The 17,765-nt window shown below is 68.1% G+C and carries 15 protein-coding genes; 11 read left to right on the top strand and 4 right to left on the bottom strand.

What is annotated here, in order from left to right:
• Nucleotide 1: 1 nt before the first annotated feature.
• The 5 genes from BUR28_RS10180 (at nt 2) to BUR28_RS10160 (ending at nt 2,865) form a co-directional block, all read left to right on the top strand.
• Nucleotides 2-355 (top strand): hypothetical protein, encoded by a 354-nt coding sequence (locus tag BUR28_RS10180; protein WP_074220017.1) that lies wholly within the window; start codon nt 2-4, stop codon nt 353-355.
• Between the two features lie 38 nt (nt 356-393).
• Nucleotides 394-1,224: a tRNA (guanosine(37)-N1)-methyltransferase TrmD gene (gene trmD, locus BUR28_RS10175; RefSeq protein ID WP_083626588.1), complete on the top strand. Its 831-nt coding sequence runs from the start codon at nt 394-396 to the stop codon at nt 1,222-1,224.
• A 51-nt stretch (nt 1,225-1,275) separates the two neighbouring features.
• On the top strand, nt 1,276-1,659 hold the full coding sequence (gene rplS, locus BUR28_RS10170; RefSeq protein ID WP_074220016.1) for a 50S ribosomal protein L19: 384 nt from the start codon (nt 1,276-1,278) through the stop codon (nt 1,657-1,659).
• An 11-nt stretch (nt 1,660-1,670) separates the two neighbouring features.
• A complete protein-coding gene (rpmE, locus tag BUR28_RS10165) occupies nt 1,671-1,892 on the top strand; it encodes a 50S ribosomal protein L31 (RefSeq protein ID WP_074220015.1) in 222 nt (73 codons plus the stop codon).
• A 163-nt stretch (nt 1,893-2,055) separates the two neighbouring features.
• The gene (locus BUR28_RS10160; RefSeq protein WP_074220014.1) at nt 2,056-2,865 is read left to right on the top strand and encodes a division plane positioning ATPase MipZ; all 810 of its coding nucleotides are present in this window, start codon (nt 2,056-2,058) and stop codon (nt 2,863-2,865) included.
• 6 nt (nt 2,866-2,871) lie between these two features.
• On the opposite strand, the gene BUR28_RS10155 is transcribed toward BUR28_RS10160, so the two are convergent.
• Entirely contained in the window at nt 2,872-3,816 is a 945-nt protein-coding gene (locus tag BUR28_RS10155; RefSeq protein WP_074220013.1) for a LysR family transcriptional regulator, read from the bottom strand.
• A gap of 128 nt (nt 3,817-3,944) precedes the next feature.
• Between BUR28_RS10155 and BUR28_RS10150 the strand changes: the two genes are divergently transcribed.
• Genes BUR28_RS10150 through BUR28_RS10135 form a run of 4 tightly spaced genes read left to right on the top strand, consistent with a single transcriptional unit; the run spans nt 3,945 to nt 8,887 of the window.
• Nucleotides 3,945-5,363, top strand: coding sequence for a form I ribulose bisphosphate carboxylase large subunit (locus BUR28_RS10150; RefSeq protein ID WP_074220012.1), 1,419 nt, complete (start codon nt 3,945-3,947; stop codon nt 5,361-5,363).
• A gap of 20 nt (nt 5,364-5,383) precedes the next feature.
• A complete protein-coding gene (locus tag BUR28_RS10145; protein ID WP_074220011.1) occupies nt 5,384-5,737 on the top strand; it encodes a ribulose bisphosphate carboxylase small subunit in 354 nt (117 codons plus the stop codon).
• Nucleotides 5,738-5,787: 50 nt separating this feature from the next.
• Nucleotides 5,788-6,591: a CbbQ/NirQ/NorQ/GpvN family protein gene (locus BUR28_RS10140; protein WP_074220010.1), complete on the top strand. Its 804-nt coding sequence runs from the start codon at nt 5,788-5,790 to the stop codon at nt 6,589-6,591.
• A 4-nt stretch (nt 6,592-6,595) separates the two neighbouring features.
• Nucleotides 6,596-8,887 carry a nitric oxide reductase activation protein NorD gene (locus BUR28_RS10135; RefSeq protein ID WP_074220009.1) on the top strand — a complete coding sequence of 764 codons (2,292 nt, stop codon included), beginning with the start codon at nt 6,596-6,598 and terminating at the stop codon, nt 8,885-8,887.
• Nucleotides 8,888-8,965: 78 nt separating this feature from the next.
• Here BUR28_RS10135 and BUR28_RS20420 read toward each other — a convergent pair whose 3' ends face one another.
• Nucleotides 8,966-10,504, bottom strand: coding sequence for a c-type cytochrome (locus BUR28_RS20420; protein WP_254813729.1), 1,539 nt, complete (start codon nt 10,502-10,504; stop codon nt 8,966-8,968).
• Between the two features lie 528 nt (nt 10,505-11,032).
• Between BUR28_RS20420 and BUR28_RS10125 the strand changes: the two genes are divergently transcribed.
• Nucleotides 11,033-11,701: a helix-turn-helix domain-containing protein gene (locus BUR28_RS10125; protein ID WP_175566931.1), complete on the top strand. Its 669-nt coding sequence runs from the start codon at nt 11,033-11,035 to the stop codon at nt 11,699-11,701.
• Nucleotides 11,702-12,169: 468 nt separating this feature from the next.
• A complete protein-coding gene (locus tag BUR28_RS10120) occupies nt 12,170-14,407 on the top strand; it encodes a methyl-accepting chemotaxis protein (RefSeq protein ID WP_074220007.1) in 2,238 nt (745 codons plus the stop codon).
• A gap of 224 nt (nt 14,408-14,631) precedes the next feature.
• On the opposite strand, the gene betA is transcribed toward BUR28_RS10120, so the two are convergent.
• Nucleotides 14,632-16,290: a choline dehydrogenase gene (gene betA, locus BUR28_RS10115; protein ID WP_074220006.1), complete on the bottom strand. Its 1,659-nt coding sequence runs from the start codon at nt 16,288-16,290 to the stop codon at nt 14,632-14,634.
• Nucleotides 16,290-17,747, bottom strand: coding sequence for a betaine-aldehyde dehydrogenase (gene betB, locus BUR28_RS10110; RefSeq protein ID WP_074220005.1), 1,458 nt, complete (start codon nt 17,745-17,747; stop codon nt 16,290-16,292). The genes betA and betB overlap by 1 nt, the downstream gene beginning before the upstream one ends.
• Between the last annotated feature and the right edge of the window lie 18 nt (nt 17,748-17,765).

The following is a 17,765-nucleotide window of genomic DNA, read 5'->3' as shown; positions in this document are numbered from 1 at the left end:
CATGCCGAATTCGCTCCTGCAAATCTCCACCGCGATCCTGATGGCCGGGGCGCTTGTCGCCGGCGCCGCGCAGCAGCCCTTCTGGGTCGTCGTCGTGATCGCGGCGCTGGCCACGGCCGCGAACGTCCTGAATCCCGAAGCGCAGGCCAATCGCGCGGCCCAGGGCAAGACGCTGGGCCAGGCGCTGCCCATGGTGGTTCTGAACCAGCTGATCTGGGTGAACCTCGTCTACCTCGTTGGCTACGGTCCGGCCTACCTGCTGGGCGGTCCGCTGTTGCCGCTTCCGGCCTGGCTGTCGGTGGCGATCTCGGCTGCGGGGCTCGCCGGCGTGGCGGTCGCGGCGCGCCAGCGCTGAGGCTTCCGCGCCGGGCCGTTTCCGGCTAGAGACCGCCCATGACGGAGAAACCGAAATCCCATGGGCGGCTCTCGATCTCGGCAAGCCTGCAGCCGCGCGACCTGATAGACGAACGGCCGCGGCTGAAGGGCACCTGGACCGCGCGCATCGTCACCCTGTTTCCCGAGGCGTTTCCAGGGGTGCTGGGCCTGTCGCTGACGGGCAGGGCGCTGGACCAAGGGCTCTGGGCGCTGGAGACGATCGATCTGCGTCCCTTCGGCGAGGGGCGGCACAAGAACGTGGACGATACGCCCGCGGGCGGTGGCGCCGGCATGGTGCTGCGCCCCGACGTTATGGGCGCCGCGCTCGACCAGGCCGCCATCGGAACGCCGCCTGACCGCACCCGCTGGCCGATCGTCTACCTCTCGCCGCGCGGCAAGCCCTTCACGCAAGCGATGGCCCGCCGTTTCGCGCAGGCCGAGGGCCTTACCCTGATCTGCGGCCGGTTCGAGGGGCTCGACCAGCGCGTGATCGAAGACTACGCCGTCGAGGAGGTATCGCTGGGCGATTTCGTCCTGACGGGGGGCGAGATCGCCGCTCAGGCCTTGATCGACGCAAGCGTCCGCCTTATACCCCGCGTACTCGGGAATCAGGCATCCACCGAGGAGGAATCCTTTTCCGAGGGCCTGCTTGAACATCCCCAGTACACACGGCCCGCCGTCTGGAAAGGCCGCGCGATCCCCGACATTCTCCTGTCGGGCCATCACGCGAAGATCGCCGACTGGCGGAGGGCCGAGGCCGAGAGGCTGACAAAGGAACGCCGCCCTGACCTCTGGCGGGCTTACTGTGCAGCGCATGGTAGGGACCCGGACGGAGACCGAGAGCTCTGAGGGCCGCACCACCTTCGCGGGACGAACCGCGAGCAGAGATGGAGAACCGCGATGGACCTGATCGCGCAACTGGAGGCCGAGCAGATCGCCGAGCTCGGCAAGAAGATCCCGGATTTCAAGCCGGGCGACACCGTCCGCGTGGGCTACAAGGTGACGGAAGGAACCCGCACCCGCGTGCAGAACTTCGAGGGCGTCTGCATCAGCCGCAAGAACGGCGAGGGCATCGCCGGCAGCTTCACCGTCCGCAAGATCTCGTTCGGCGAGGGCGTGGAACGGGTGTTCCCGCTCTACTCGACGAATGTCGAGCATATCGAGGTGGTGCGCCGCGGCCGTGTGCGCCGCGCGAAGCTCAACTACCTGCGGTCGCGCCGCGGCAAGTCCGCCCGGATCGCCGAGGATACCCATTACAAGCCCAAGGCCGGCGCGCAGGCGTAAGGAGCGGACCGATGAAAAAAGACATCCACCCCGACTATCACCTGATCGACGTCAAGCTGACCGACGGCACCGTCGTTCAGATGAAGTCCTGCTACGGGGCCGAGGGCGACACGCTGTCGCTCGACATCGACCCATCGGTGCACCCGGCCTGGACCGGCGGCTCGTCGCGCCTGATGGACTCCGGCGGCCGCGTGTCGAAGTTCAAGAAGAAATACGAGGGCCTCGGCTTCTGAGCGCCGCCGCCTGACAAGACGAAAGAACGCCGCCCCCGGGCGGCGTTCCGCGTTTTGGGTCCTGCGCCCAGCGGTCAACGGGCGCTTTTCATCGTTCCGGTCAGCAAATATACAGCATCGGGTGCCGGCAGACGGGGCCGGGCCGGAAGCACGAGGGCGGAACGTGGCGCATATCATTGTCGTCGGCAACGAGAAGGGCGGGGCGGGTAAATCGACCGTCTCCATGCATGTCGCCACGGCGCTGGCGCGGATGGGCCACAGCGTCGGCGCGATCGATCTCGACCTGCGGCAGCAGAGTTTCGGGCGCTACATGGCCAACCGGCGCGCCTATGTGGACCGCTCGGATGTGGACCTGCCGCTGCCCGACTATCGCGAACTGCCCGACGTGTCGCCCGACGATCTGGAGCCGGGCGAGAACATCCATGACCGGCGGCTGTCGACCGCTATGGCCGAGCTGGAGCGGGACAAGGATTTCATCCTGGTCGACTGTCCCGGGTCGCATACCCGTCTCAGCCAGGTCGCGCACACGCTGGCCGACACGCTGATCACGCCGCTCAATGACAGTTTCATCGATTTCGATCTGCTGGCGCGCCATGACGGGGCGACGGGCAAGATCCTCGGCCCGTCGGTCTATTCCGAAATGGTCTGGAACGCCCGGCAGATGCGGGCGCAGGCGGGGCTGAAGCCGATCGACTGGGTCGTGCTGCGCAACCGGCTGGGCGCCCAGCAGATGCACAACAAGCGCAAGATGGGCGAGGCGCTGGAAAACCTGTCGCGCCGCATCGGGTTCCGCGTGGCGCCGGGGTTCTCCGAACGGGTGATCTTTCGCGAACTGTTCCCGAACGGGCTGACGCTGCTGGACCTGCGCGATATCGGCGTGACAGGGATGAACATCTCGAACATCGCCGCCCGGCAGGAATTGCGGGACCTGATGGCCGAGCTGAACCTGCCCGGCGTTCCGATCAATTTCTGACGCCGCTCAGCCCGCTGCCGCTTTGGGCACGGCAGGCGGCAGTTCCGGCCCGGCTTCGACCGCCGCCCGGGCATGGGCTACGAGATGATCGAGGAACGCCTCCGCCGCTACCGAGAGGTGCTTGCCGCGCGGATAGGCCGCCTGCCATTGCCGCATCAAGGGAAACCCGGAAAGGTCCAGCACCTTCAGAACGCCGGTCTGCCCCTCCAGCGCGAGCGTGTCGCGCGACAGCATCGCGATCCCCAGACCCCCGATCACGGCCTGCTTGATCGCCTCGTTGCTGCCGAGTTCCATCCGCATCGGCAGGCTGAGCCCCCGGGCCCGGAAGAACCGCTCGGCCGCCAGTCGCGTGCCCGAGCCGGGTTCGCGCAGGATGAAGGGCTTCCGCGCGATCCGCTCGGGCGCTATGGCGCGCTGCCCCACCAGCGGATGGTCATAGCGGGCGACGGCCACGATCGGGTTGTTGGCGATCGCGGTGGCGACCACGTCGAGCCCGTCGGGCACCGTGCCCAGAACGCAGAGGTCGTCCTCGTTTGCCGCGAGGCGCTCCAGCATGGTCTGCCGGTTGGTGACGGTCAGCGTCACCTCGATCCCCGGATTGGCGGTGCAGAAATCGCCCAGAAGCCGCGGCATGAAATACTGCGCGGTCGAGACGATGGCGAGCTTCAGCCGCCCTTCGCGCAGCCCCCGCATGTCGGCCAGCCGCATCTTCATCCGCTCCAGCCCCTCCAGCGTGTCGCGCGCGCCCTCCAGCACCACGCGGCCCGCATCGGTCAGAAACATCCGCTTGCCCACCCGTTCAAGCAGCGCCATCCCCAGCCGCTCTTCCAGTTGCTTTACCTGAGCGAAGACCGCGGGTTGGGTCAGGTTCAACTCCTCGGCGGCCGCGGTGTAGCTCTGATGCCGGGCGACGGCCTGGAAGACGCGGAACTGGCGGATCGTGACGGGCATAAATAATAACCTATCGTATATTTCAGGAATAAAAACTATTCAGTTTTGCATAGTGGTGCAAGGCGCCATAGTGCGCCCGACCCGACTCGGATCGGGCGAGGGACAGCATCAATCGCGGAGGAGGCGACATGGCCAAGACATACGATGCCGGCGTCAAGGAATACCGGTCCACCTACTGGGAACCCGACTACAAGGTGAAGGACAGCGACGTCCTGGCCGTGTTCAAGGTGATCCCGCAGCCGGGCATCGACCGCGAGGAGGCCGCCGCCGCCGTCGCCGCCGAAAGCTCCACCGGCACCTGGACGACGGTCTGGACCGACCTTCTGACCGATCTCGACTACTACAAGGGCCGCGCCTACGCGATCGAGGACGTGCCCGGCTCGGACGAGGCGTTCTACGCCTTCATCGCCTACCCGATGGACCTGTTCGAGGAAGGCTCGGTCGTCAACGTCTTCACCTCGCTCGTCGGCAACGTGTTCGGGTTCAAGGCCGTGCGCTCGCTGCGGCTGGAGGACGTGCGCTTCCCGCTGTGGTTCGTGATGTCCTGCTTTGGCCCGCCCCACGGCATCAATGTCGAGCGCGACAAGATGGACAAGTACGGCCGCCCGCTGCTGGGCTGCACCATCAAGCCCAAGCTGGGGCTTTCGGCCAAGAACTACGGCCGGGCGGTCTATGAATGCCTGCGGGGCGGGCTCGATTTCACCAAGGACGACGAGAACGTCAACTCGCAGCCCTTCATGCGCTGGCGCGACCGTTTCCTGTTCTGCCAGGAGGCCATCGACAAGGCCGAGGCCGAGACCGGCGAGCGCAAGGGCCACTACATGAACGTGACCGCGCCCACCGTCGAGGAGATGTACAAGCGCGCCGAGTTCGCCAAGGAGCTGGGGACGCCGATCATCATGTCGGACTACCTGACTTTGGGCTGGGCCGCGCACAATTCGCTGTCCAAGTGGTGCCGCGACAACGGCCTTCTTCTCCACGTCCACCGCGCGATGCACGCGGTGATGGACCGCAACCCCAATCACGGCATCAACTTCCGCGTCCTGACCAAGCTCTTGCGCCTGTTGGGCGGCGACCACCTGCATTCGGGCACCGTCGTCGGCAAGCTGGAAGGCGACCGCGAGGCGACGCTGGGATGGATCGACCTGATGCGCGACCGCTACGTCAAGGAAGACCGCTCGCGCGGGATCTTCTTCGACCAGGACTGGGGCGGGATGCCGGGCGTGTTCCCGGTGGCCTCGGGCGGTATCCATGTGTGGCACATGCCGGCGCTGGTCTCGATCTTCGGCAACGACTCGGTGCTGCAATTCGGCGGAGGCACGCTGGGCCACCCCTGGGGCAACGCGGCCGGCGCCGCGGCGAACCGGGTCGCGTTGGAGGCCTGCGTGCAGGCCCGCAACGAGGGCCGCGAGCTCGAAAAGGAGGGCAAGGAGATCCTCACCGAGGCCGCCAAGCACTCGCCGGAACTCAAGATCGCCATGGAGACGTGGAAAGAGATCAAGTTCGAGTTCGATACCGTCGACAAGCTGGACACCCAGCACCGCTAATCGCTTAGGGAGAGAGAAACATGAGCGTTCAGGACTACAACTCGCGCCTGTCCGACCCGGCCAGCCGCAAGATGGGCACCTTTTCCTACCTGCCCGAGATGGATGACGCGCAGATCCGCAAGCAGGTGGAATGGATCGTGAAACATGGCTGGAACCCGGCCATCGAGCATACCGAGCCCGAGCATGCCACCTCCAACTACTGGTACATGTGGAAGCTGCCGATGTTCGGGGAAACCGATGTCGATGCGATCCTGGCCGAGATCAAGGCCTGCGCCGAGGCCAATCCCGGCAACCATGTCCGCCTGATCGGGTACAACAACTACACCCAGAGCCAGGGCGCCAACATGGTCGTGATCCGGGGCAACCCGGTCTGAGGCTGCGGCCCGCCGGCGCGCCCGGCGGGCCACCAATCGGGAGGCGAGCGATGAAGGATACCGTCGAACAGTACCGCGTGACGGACGAGCCCTATTACCGGGCGGTGACCGACGAGGTCGAGATGTTCGAGGCGGCCTATGCCGCCAAGATGCCGGTGATGCTGAAGGGCCCCACGGGCTGCGGCAAGACCCGCTTCGTCGAGCACATGGCCTGGAAGCTGGGCAAGCCGCTGGTGACCGTCGCCTGCAACGAGGACATGACCGCCTCCGACATCGTCGGCCGCTACCTCCTGGATGCCGACGGCACGCGCTGGCAGGACGGCCCGCTGACCTTCGCCGCGCGGAACGGCGCGATCTGCTATCTCGACGAGATCGTCGAGGCGCGCCAGGACACCACCGTGGTGATCCACCCGCTGACCGACAATCGCCGCGTCCTGCCCCTTGAAAAGAAGGGGGAACTCCTGCGCGCGCACGAGGATTTCCACCTCGTGATCAGCTACAACCCCGGCTACCAGAGCCTGATGAAGGACCTCAAGCAGTCCACCAAGCAACGCTTCGGCGCGCTGGATTTCAGCTATCCCGAGCACGATGTCGAGGTCGAGATCGTCGCCCACGAATCCGGCGTCCCGGCCGAAGACGCCGGCAAGCTGGTCTCGATCGCCGAGCGCGCCCGCAACCTCAAGGGCCACGGCCTGGACGAGGGCATTTCCACCCGGATGCTGATCCATGCGGGCTCGCTGATGGCGCAGGGCATCGAACCGGTCGCCGCCTGCCAGATGGCGCTGGTGAGGCCGATCACCGACGACCCCGACATGCGCGACGCGCTCGACGCCGCCGTCACGACCTATTTCTAGGGCGATGTCCACGCTCGAAGACCATGCCGAGCTGACCGCCGAGCTGGACGCGCCCCAGCGCGAGGTGCTGGATCAGTGCTGGCCCGACGCGGTGCGCGTGCTCAGCCCCCGGGGCCTCGACAACTGGCTCAAGGGCGCGGTCGCGCTGTCGCACATGGGGCGCGGCGACCATATCGTGCGAACCTGGATCGAGGTCGTGCCCATGCTGGCCCGCGACCTCGGCGAGGATATCGTGCCCGATTTCGCGCAGACCCTTCTGGGTTTCGCCTCCCGTACCTCGGGCGCGGTGATCGAACGCGTGATCGCCACCGCCCCCACCGCCTCGCGCCGGCTGTCGGACCCCGACCTGTTCCTGGCCTATCTGCAACTCCTGAACCAGCTGCTCGCCCAGGCGCCGCGCGGCCTGCGCCCCATGCTGGAGCATCTGGAAGAGCTGCTCGACGTGCTGACCCTCGGCGGGCTCCGGCGCTGGGCCAACTGGGGCGCGCAGGCGCATCGCACGGATTTCGAGGAACTCACGCGCTATTTCAGCCTCGAAAGCGCCGAATCCCGGGCGATCCTGCAGAAGGAGCGCAAGGGCACGCTCTTCGTCGATATCCACCGCCGGATCGGGATGTATCTGCGCGCGCTCTGGGGCCGCGATTTCCTGATGCGACCGACCGCGGGCGATTTCGAAAGCCGCGAGGGCGCGCGCCCCTTCATCGCCGATTTCTTCCTGCACCTGCCGGACGCCTATGACGACTGGCAGGGCGTGCCGGGGCTCGACCTCTACCGCGCCGCCGCGGCGCACGCCTCGGCCCATGTCATGGCGACGCGCGAGGCGATTCCCGGCGACGAGTTGAACGCGCTCCAGCAGGCCTGCATCGGGCTGATCGAGGATGCCCGCGTCGAGGCGCTGGCGATCGCGCGCTTCCCCCGCCTCCGCGACCTCTGGCGGCAGTTCCACGCGCCCGGGGACGACGGCAGCATGGGCGCGCAGTTCGACCGCATCGCGCTGGCGCTGCTCGACCCCGACTGGCAAACCGACGATCCCACCGCCCGGTGGGCGCGCGAGGCCCTTGCCGGGGCCGACCTGTCAAACGCCGCCATCTCTCGCGATATCGGCCTGCACCTGGCCCACCGGCTCCGCGACCGTTCCTACTCGGCGTATCGCGACGGGCAGCGCGCACCCTATCGCGACGACAACCGCTATATCTGGGAATTCGAACAGGTCGACTGGGAAAAGGGGTTTTCGCCCCCACCCGAACAGGTCCGCAAATACGTCTCGGTCTCGGAAATGGTCAACGAGGTCGAGGTCGAGACTGCGGGCGAGGACGCGCAGGAGATCTGGGTCGCCGAGCACGAGCTGTTCGACGATGACGGGCTTTCCTTCAACGAGAAGGAGGGCACGGAGCCGACCGCGCCCCCCGTGCCCTATGACGAGTTCGACTACCAGATCCAGATGTCCCGCCCGGCCTGGGCCACGGTGCTGGAAAAACGCCCCAAGCCGGGCGACCCGGCCGAGATCGACACCATCCTGACCGAGCACCGCAAGCTCACCCAGCGAATGCGCCATCTGCTCGACGCGATGCAGCCCCAGGGCGTCCAGCGCATCCGCAAGCTGGAGGATGGCGACGAGATCGACATCAACGCCGCGCTCTCGGCGATGATCGACATCCGCATGGGCCGCCAGCCCGACCCGCGGGTGATGATGCGCTCGGTCCGCAAGGTCCGCGACATCGCGGTGATGACGCTCCTCGACCTGTCGGAATCCACCAATGACAGGGTCGCCGGGCAGGACCAGACCGTGCTGGACCTGACCCGCGCCGCCACCGTCCTGCTGGCCGAGGCGATCCACAAGGTCGGCGACGCCTTCGCGCTGCACGGGTTCTGTTCCGACGGGCGGCACAACGTGTTCTACCAGCGTTACAAGGATTTCGATCAGCCCTGGGCAGCGATGCCGAAAGCCCGCCTCGCCGGGATGCAGGGGCAGCTGTCCACCCGCATGGGCGCCGCGATCCGCCATGCCGGCGCGCACCTGTCACGCGTCGCGGCAACCAAGAAGCTGATGCTGGTCATCACCGACGGGGCGCCCGCCGATATCGACGTGCGCGACCCGCAATACCTGCGCCAGGACGCCCGCACCGCGGTGCAGGAGGTCGCCAAGACCGGCGTCATTCCGTTCTGCCTGACGCTCGATCCGCGCGCCGACAGCTACGTCGCGCAGATCTTCGGGCAGCGGAATTTCTTCATTCTGGATAATGTCGAACGGCTGCCCGAGCGGCTGCCCCAGCTCTATGCCGGGCTGACGCGCTAGAGCGCACGAAAAACCCCGCCCGGGCGCAAGGCCGGGGCGGGGCCGTTCGTGAGGCGCGGGCGGCGGCCCGCGGCGCCATCACTCCTCGGAGAGCGTTGCGATATAGGCGTAGATATCGCGGACTTCCTGTTCGTCGCGAGCCCTGTAGGTCATGTTCCCACGGGCGCGGGGATCGTCCAGATACTCACGCAGGTAAGCCGTGGGGTTCTGGGCGTAGACGGCGACTTGGTCCTCGGTCCAGACGAGGCCCTGCTCGCCGGCTTCCTCCATGGAGTTGGAGTAGCGGAACCCGTCGACCTGACCGGCGGTCCGACCGGGCATGCCGTACATGTTCGGTCCGACGCGCGCATTGGTCCCGGCGAGGATCTCGCCAGCGGGGTTTTCGACGACGTGGCAGGTGGCGCATTGACGGAACGCCGCCTCGCCCGCGGTCGGGTCGCCGGTGAACGCCGCCGCAAGCGCGGCCGCACCGGCCCCCTCGGCCGCGGCGTCTTCGGCCGGTGCCTCGTCTGCCGGTGCTTCGTCGGTTGCGGCCTCCTCGGCCGGTGCCTCGTCTGCCGGTGCTTCGTCGGCTGCGGTGTCTTCGGCCGGTGCCTCGTCTGCCGGTGCTTCGTCGGTTGCGGCCTCCTCGGCCGGTGCCTCGTCTGCCGGGGCTTCCTCGGTTGCGGCCTCTTCGGCCGGTGCCTCGTCTGCCGGTGCTTCGTCGGTTGCGGCCTCCTCGGCCGGTGCCTCGTCTGCCGGGGCTTCCTCGGTTGCGGCCTCTTCGGCCGGTGCCTCGTCTGCCGGTGCTTCGTCGGTTGCGGCCTCCTCGGTCGGTGCCTCGTCTGCCGGGGCTTCGTCGGTTGCGGCCTCCTCGGTCGATGCCTCGTCTGCCGGGGCTTCCTCGGTTGCGGCCTCTTCGGCCGGTGCCTCGTCTGCCGGGGCTCCCTCGACTGCGGCCTCTTCGACCGGGGCCTCTTCGCCCAGCGCCGTCGACCGTCCGGCAAGCGCGGCGGCCCGCTCGGCCAGCGCCGAATACTCCGCGGCAAGCGCCGCGGCCTGCTCGGCCAACGTGTTGGCGCTTGCCGCCGTTTCCGCGGCGGGCGCCTCTTCGGCTGCGACTTCTTCTGCGGGGGCTTCGTCCGCCGCGGCTTCCTCGGCGGCGTCATCTTCGACCGGGGCTTCCTCAACGGGCGCTTCTTCCGCGGCGGCCTGCTCCTCGGCCACCTCTTCGGAGGCCGCCGCTTCCGCGGCTTCGTCGCCACCGATCAGCGGCTCTTCGCTGCCGGTGACCGCCTCGCGGGTCTCGGTAACCGCCTCGGTGACCGCTTCACCGGCGGTGTCGGCAGCCTCGTCGACGGTTTCGGCCACATCCGACGCGGCTTCCGCGACGGCCTCTCCGGCCGCTTCGGCGACGTCGGCGGCCTCGTCTACGGCGTCCGCGGCTTCTTCCGCGACGCCGTCATCCTCTGCGGTGGCCACGTCCTCGGCGGAGGGCTCGTCCGCAGCGGCTTCTTCCACGGCGGCTCCGTCTTCCGCCGGAACTGCGTCGGCCGGCGCTTCGGCCACCGTCTCCGGGGCGGGGCTGGGCGCCGGGTCGTTTGTCAACGCGTAGTACGCAATGCCGATCGCCGGCACGGCGACGATCAGGCGGATCAGGTTCTGAGAGTTATTGGCCATCTTTCATCCTTTTGCGTTCCGCTGCCTCCGGACGGGTCGCCCCTCCTCGGCAGGACATGCTCCTGCTGTTCCGGCGGGAGCCCCTGATACTTCCCGCACGCGGGCCGGCGCCCAAAGCCATTGCCGACCTGTTCAAGTGCCACCGACCGCGTCGGACCATAGCGCGCGTGCTACCCAAGAACACCCCCTGTCCGCAGCCTGCGACGCTGCTACGCGGGGCTTGGGGGTTGCATGGCGCGTTCCAGCCCCCAACAGCGCGCCCGTGCCGTCGCCTTATGCGTTCCGGCATCGGGCCGCATGCCGTTGCGACGATCACCCCGACCCGTCGCGGTCTTGCACCGCGAATCGCATCGGCAGGATACCACCCGGCGCGCCGCGCAGGGAGATGAAGGCTCTCGGGGCGCAGGCGACGGCCTCTTGGATTGATGACCCGTGTTCTTCTGCGACGCACCTTGTGTTATGTTCACAACCGCGCGCAACGGCCCCATGGAGGGTGTTCTGGACGGCCCGACGATACGAGTCATCCGCAGGCGGCTGGGGATCACCCAGCGCGAACTCGGCGAGCGCCTCAATGTCGACCAGGGGACCGTCAGCCGCTGGGAGCGCGGGGTCGAGATCCCGCGACCGGCGCGGCAGGCGGCGCTCCGGTCACTGCTGCTGCGCGACGAGGAGCGGCGGCACCTGAACCGAAGCCTCGCCGTGGTTCGCCACAACCTGCGGCCGGCCACCCTGCTGGACCGGAACCTTCGATTGCTGGAAATGTCCGCGTCCGGTGAACTGATCTTCAGGAAGCGTGGACAGGACCCGTCGAAGCTGCTCGGCATCACTTTCGACAGATATCTCGACCGCATCGGCAATCCCGAAATGTGGAAGCACGTTCAGGAATCGGGCCTGCTGACGGGCGATGCCTTGCTGTTCCTGTTCACGGTCAACGCCCGCGGGAGCGGCAACACGATCGTCTGGGAGCCCATCCTCGAGGATGGGGAACTGATCGGTGTGCTGAATTACGTTTCCCATGAATTCGCCTTCCCGGCCAACCAGGAGTTCACGATCGAGCATGTCGGCTTTGTCCCGGCCGACGATCCGGCCCGACTGATCACGCTGCACAGGGGCAAGCGGGCGAGCCACGTCGCCGGGCCGGCGGCGCCTGACTAGCCGCGTGGACGGACACGACCTGCGGTCGGTGCCGTGCTGTCGGCATGCTGCGGACTCGACACGGCGGATGACAGCGCGCGCCGCCGCGCCGGGCGAAACCTGAGGAAGCGGACTCCGCCCTGCCGCCGGGGCGGTCACGCCATCAGGGCTCGCCCGCGTCGCGGAAAGCGGCCCGCAAGCCGGGCACGGTGCCTCCGCGACGCTGCGGGCGTGCCGGCCTCCATGCGCCAACCGAATGGCGGCAATACGAAATCCACAACGCGTCCCCGGCCCGCAGGCCGGGCAGATTACCCTGCCGTTAACCTCGGTTCCGTATGCCGCTTGCAGCACAGGAAACCGGACCGAATCCATGAAACGTCGCGCGCTCCGCCGCAGCGGACTTCGACGGCCCCGCATCCCGGCCGCGGGTCTGCGGGAAAAATGCGCGGTCGCCGCATGGCTAGGCCGTCTTGCGAAAGGTCTCCGCCCATGAACCTTGTCCGGTCGATTTCGGGTCAGCTTGTCGTTGCCTTCGGCGCGGGGCTCGTCGCCGCGATCTTCGTCGGCCTTGTCGGCTTCGGCGGTGCGCGACAGATCGCCCGCGACATCGCCCAGACCGCCGATGATGCGCTGCCGCGCGTGTCCGAGGCGTCAGCCTTGGCGGCGACGACCGCGCGCATGCAGACCGAGATCGTCGCCTATTTCCGGGGCGCGGCGTACGACCCGGCGGCCGAGGCCCGAATCGACGCAAGCCTGGAGGCGATCGCCGATCAGGCCGCGCGGATCGACAGCCCCGCGATCACGGCCAGCCTGGACGAGTTGTCGGCCGAGCTTGGCGCCGCGCTGACGGTGCATCGCGACGCCTCGGAACTGGTGTTTCATTTCGAGGGGCAGCGCTATTCCATCGTGACTTTCCTCGAGCACCTGCAGGTCGCGAACGCGGACTATCTGAAGTCGGTCAGCAGGGCGGCCAAGTTCGGTGCGTTCGGCAAGGTACAGACCGACCCCGCGCGGACGGATTTCGCCCGCTGGGCCGAAGGGTTCGGGACCGGCGACGCGACGCTGCGCCGGCTGATCGGGGATTATGCCCGGGCAGAGGCCGCCATGGTCGCCTTTATGCGGGACGAGATCGCCGGCGACCCCGGAAACGCGGCGAAGAAATTCATGGGCATGACGTCGCAGCACGTTCCCGTGGTCGAATCCGCCCTCGACGCGCTGGCACAGCACGCCGCGGCCCGCGAGGCCGCGCTGTCCGAGCGCAAGTCCGAGATGCTCGGGTCGCTCCGGGCGGGGCTCGAGGCCTTCATCGCCGCCGCTTCGGCCGAACAGGCCCGCGCACTGGGTGCCATGGTGCGGTCGGTCGACCAGACCCAGGCGCAGGCCGCCCGGATCAGCCGTCTGGTGACCCTCGCTCTCGTCGTCGCCGCTGTTGGAACGCTGGCCGCTGGGGTCGCAGCGGTGTGCAGGATCGGCCGGCCGCTGGCTGGGATCGAGCGGGTGATCCACGCGCTCAACGACAAACGCTTCGATGCCCCCATATGCCATACCGAGCGGTCGGACGAGATCGGGGCGATTGCGCGGGCGGCGGTTCAGTTCCGCGACCGACTCATCGAAAGCGACCGGCTGGCGCACCGCCAGGACGCGGACCGGCGCGCGCAGGCCGACGCGGTGCAACGTCTGGGCAAGGGCCTCACGGCGCTCGCTGCGGGCGACCTGACCCAGCCGATCGAGACGGCCTTCGCCGCCGAGTACGAACAGCTGCGTCACGATTTCAACGCGACGATGTCGACGCTGAACGAGATGCTGGCCGCGGTCGTGGAGAACGCGACCGAGATCCGCGGCCGGGCGGAGGAGATTGCCGGGGCGTCGGACGATCTGTCGCACCGGACCGAGACCCAGGCCGCGACGCTGGAGGAAACCGCCGCCGCGCTGGACGAACTCACCGGCTCGGTGCGCTCGGCGGCCGAGGGCGCGGCCGAGGTCGAGGGCGTCGTGCGGTCCGCCCGCGGCGATGCCGAGGCCTCGGGCCGCGTCGTCTCCGACGCCGTCGACGCGATGGGCGAGATCAAGCGCTCCTCCGACGAGATCAGCCAGATCATCGGCGTGATCGACGACATCGCGTTCCAGACCAACCTCCTGGCGCTCAACGCCGGCGTCGAGGCGGCGCGGGCGGGCGAGGCGGGCCGCGGCTTCGCCGTGGTCGCCTCGGAGGTGCGCGCGCTGGCGCAGCGCTCGTCGGAAGCGGCGCGCGAGATCAAGGAGCTGATCTCGGCGAGTTCGGGTCAGGTGGAATCCGGCGTCGCGCTGGTCAACCGCGCGGGCGAGGCGCTGTCGGACATCGTCGGGCGCGTGGGCAACATCGCCGACCTCGTCTCCGAGATCGCGACCGGCGCCCAGGAGCAGTCGGTGGGCCTGGGCGAGATCAACGTGGGCGTCACCCAGCTCGACCAGGTCACCCAGCAGAACGCCGCCATGGTCGAAGAGGCCACCGCCGCCTCGGCCACCCTCCGCCACGAGGCCGAAACCCTCCAGGGCCTCGTCGCACGGTTTTGGCTGCAAGGCACCGCCGCCCCGGCCGTCCCCCTGCGCCTGCGGACCGAAAAGCGCCGAACGGATGCGAACGGGGCCGCCGAGCACCCGCGACCGGACGACACCGAACCCATCGAAATCAGCTTCCCGGCCCAGAAACGCGCCGCCCGAGGTCAGATCGCATGGCAGGACTTCTGACGGTGGGCGGTAGCAAGTCCGATGCGGATCCTGTTTTCGGCATGCGCCTGAACCGGGCCGTGATCCCCTTGCTGCGATAGACTGCAGCCAAGCATCGGGCGATGCCGGATGTCTGCGCGCGGTTCGAGGGCCTCATCGCGCGATGGGCTTGCGATATGCGGCCGATGAGCTGAGACCCGCATCCCCGCGACAACCGCGAGAACCTGGCGCCGGCCTAGACCCGGTCAGCGTTGCGCGTCTTGCCATTTCGGATTGATCCAAGGCGCGCGGTTGTCGGGCGGCAACGGCGCGCGCGCCAGAATATGGTCGGAGACCTTTTCGCCGACCATGATCGACGGCGCGTTGAGATTGCCGTTGGTGATGCGCGGGAAGATCGAGCTGTCGGCGAGCCGCAAGCACTCCACCCCGATCACGCGCGCCTCCGGGTCGACGACCGCCATCGGATCGTCGCGCCGGCCCATGCGCGCGGTGCCGCAGGGGTGATAGGCGCTTTCGACGTGCTCCCGGATGAAAGCGTCGAGATCCTCGTCGGTTTGCGCCTCGGGCGCCGGCTGGATCTCCTTCCTGAAATACGGCGCGAACGCCTCTTGGGCGAAAATCTCGCGCGTCAGCCGGATGCAGGTGCGGAAGTCGGCCCAGTCCTTCTCGTGGCTCATGTAGTTGAAAAGGATCCGCGGGGGAGCCGCCGGATCGGCCGAGCGCAGCGTGACATGCCCGCGCGAGGGGCTGCGCATAGGACCCACATGGGCCTGGAAGCCGTGGCCCTCGGCGGCGGCCTGCCCGTCGTAGCGCACCGCGATGGGCAGGAAGTGATACTGGATGTCGGGATAGTCCACCCCGGCCGCCGAGCGGATGAAGGCCGCGCTCTCGAACTGGTTCGACGCGCCCGGCCCGCGCCGGGTGAACAGCCAACGTGCGCCGACATAGGCCTTGCCCAGAAGGTTCCAGTAGGTGAACAGGCTGACCGGCTGGCTGGCCGCGGCCTGGATGTAGAGTTCCAGGTGGTCCTGCAGGTTCTGTCCGACGCCGGGCCGATCGGCGACAACCGCGATTCCGTGCTCGGCAAGATGCGTTGCGGGACCGATGCCCGACAGCATCAGCAGCTTGGGCGAGTTGATCGAGGAGGCCGCGAGGATCACTTCGGCCTCGGCGCGGATCACCTCGATTTGGCCGCCGCGTGCAACCTCGACGCCCACGGCGCGGCCGTCTTCGATCACGATCCTGCGGGCGAAGGCGTGCACGAGATCGCAATTGGGCCGTTTCAGCGCCGGGCGTAGGTAGGCGCGGGCGGCGGACCACCGCTCGCCCTTCCACACGGTCATGTCGAAGGGGCCGAATCCCTCTTGCTGCTGGCCGTTGTAATCGCCTGTTGCCGTATAGCCGGCCTGCCGCCCGGCCGCGACGAAGGCGCGGGTCAGCGGGTTGATCCGCGACCCGCGGGTGACGTGCAGCGGCCCGCCCACCCCGCGCCAGGCCGGATCGCCGCCATGTCCGCCGTCGTGCCAGTCCTCCATCCGCCGGAAATAGGGCAGAACATCCGCGTAGCCCCAGCCCTCGGCCCCCTGGTCGCGCCAGTGGTCGTAGTCGCGCGCGTGACCGCGGACGTAGATCATCCCGTTGATCGAGGAGGACCCGCCGAGCACCTTGCCTCGCGGGCAGGCCAGACGGCGCCCGCCCAGGTGCGGCTCTGGTTCTGTGCGGTAGCCCCAATCGTAGCGCGCCATGTTCATCGGGTAGCTCAGCGCGCCGGGCATCTGGATCAGCGGCCCGGCATCCGAGCCGCCATGTTCGATGACCAGCACCCGTTTGCCCGCCTCGGCCAGCCGATACGCGATCGCGCAGCCCGCGCTGCCCGCCCCGACGATGACGTAGTCTGCCTGCATCAGAAGGGGGCCTCCACGTCGCCCATGCGGACATAGACGGATTTCACCTGGCTGTAGTGCTCGATGGCGGCCTTAGCGTTCTCGCGCCCGACACCGGACATCTTCACCCCGCCGAAGGGCATTTCCACCGGCGCGTCGTTGTAGGAGTTGACGAAGCAGGTCCCGGCCCGGAGTGCTCCGATCACCCGGTGCGCGCGGGAAATGTCGCGGGTGAAGAGGCCCGCCGACAGGCCGTAGTCGGTGGCGTTGGCACGGTCCACCGCTTCGGCCTCGTCCGTGAAGTCCAGGACCGACAGGACCGGGCCGAAGATTTCCTCGCGCGCGATGGTCATGTCGTCGGTCACGTCGGCAAAGACCGCCGGCCGCAGGAAATACCCCGCCCGGTCCAGCCGCTGGCCCCCTGTCACCAGCCGCGCACCCTCTGCAAGACCCGTCTCGATATAGCGCATCACGATGTTCAACTGCCCTTCGCTGACCAGCGGGCCGAAATTCGTGGCCTCGTCCAGCGGGTCGCCGATCACGGCGCCGTTCAGCCGCTCGGCCAGGCGGGTCAGAAACGCCTTCTTGATCCCCGTTTGAACGAAGACGCGCGTGCCGTTGGAACAGACCTGTCCCGAGGAATAGAAATTGCCGAGGATCGCGCCGCCCACCGCGTTGTCGAGATCGGCGTCGTCGAAGACCAGGAGCGGCGACTTGCCGCCCAGTTCCATCGTGACATGCTTCATCTCTGCCGCCGCCGCGGCATAGACCTTGCGCCCTGTCGGCACCGACCCCGTGAGCGAGACCTTGGCAACGCGCGGGTCTGTCACCAGGCGCTGCCCGACGTCGCCCGCGCCCTGCACCACATTGAACAGCCCCGGCGGGGCGCCGGCCTCGGTCAGGATCTCGGCGACCTTCAGCGCCGAAAGTGGCGTGGTTTCGGAGGGCTTGAACACCATCGCGTTGCCGCAGGCCAGCGCGGGCGCGGCCTTCCAGCAGGCGATCTGCGTGGGGTAGTTCCAGGCCCCGATGCCGACGCAGACGCCCAGCGGTTCGCGTACGGTATAGGCCCAGTCGTCGCCCAGCGGAATATGCTCGCCTGTAAGGCTGCCCGCGAGCCCGCCGAAATACTCCAGCGCGTCGGCGCCGCTGGCTGCATCGGCCACCAGCGTTTCCTGCAAGGGCTTGCCGGTGTCGTAGGTCTCGAGGATCGAGAGGTCGCGGTTGCGCGCGCGCATGATCTCGGCCGCGCGGATCAACACGCGGCCGCGCTCGCGCCCCGGCAGGCGGGCCCAGTCGGCCTGCGCCGCCTCGGCTGCGGCCAGCGCCCGGTCGATCACGTCGGGGGTCGCCGCGTGCACCCTGGCGATGCGCGCGCCGGTGGCGGGATAGATCACGGCCATGGCGTCTCCGCTCGTATCCTCCAGATAGGCGCCGTCGATGTAATGGCTGGCAGTGGGCTGCGTGTCTTGGGTCATGTCCGTTCCTGTTCGGCT

Source organism: Rhodovulum sp. ES.010 (genome assembly GCF_900142935.1).
Classification (GTDB): domain Bacteria; phylum Pseudomonadota; class Alphaproteobacteria; order Rhodobacterales; family Rhodobacteraceae; genus Rhodovulum.
Note: the sequence above shows the minus strand (reverse complement) of the source record. Positions and strands in the feature narration are given on the sequence as shown.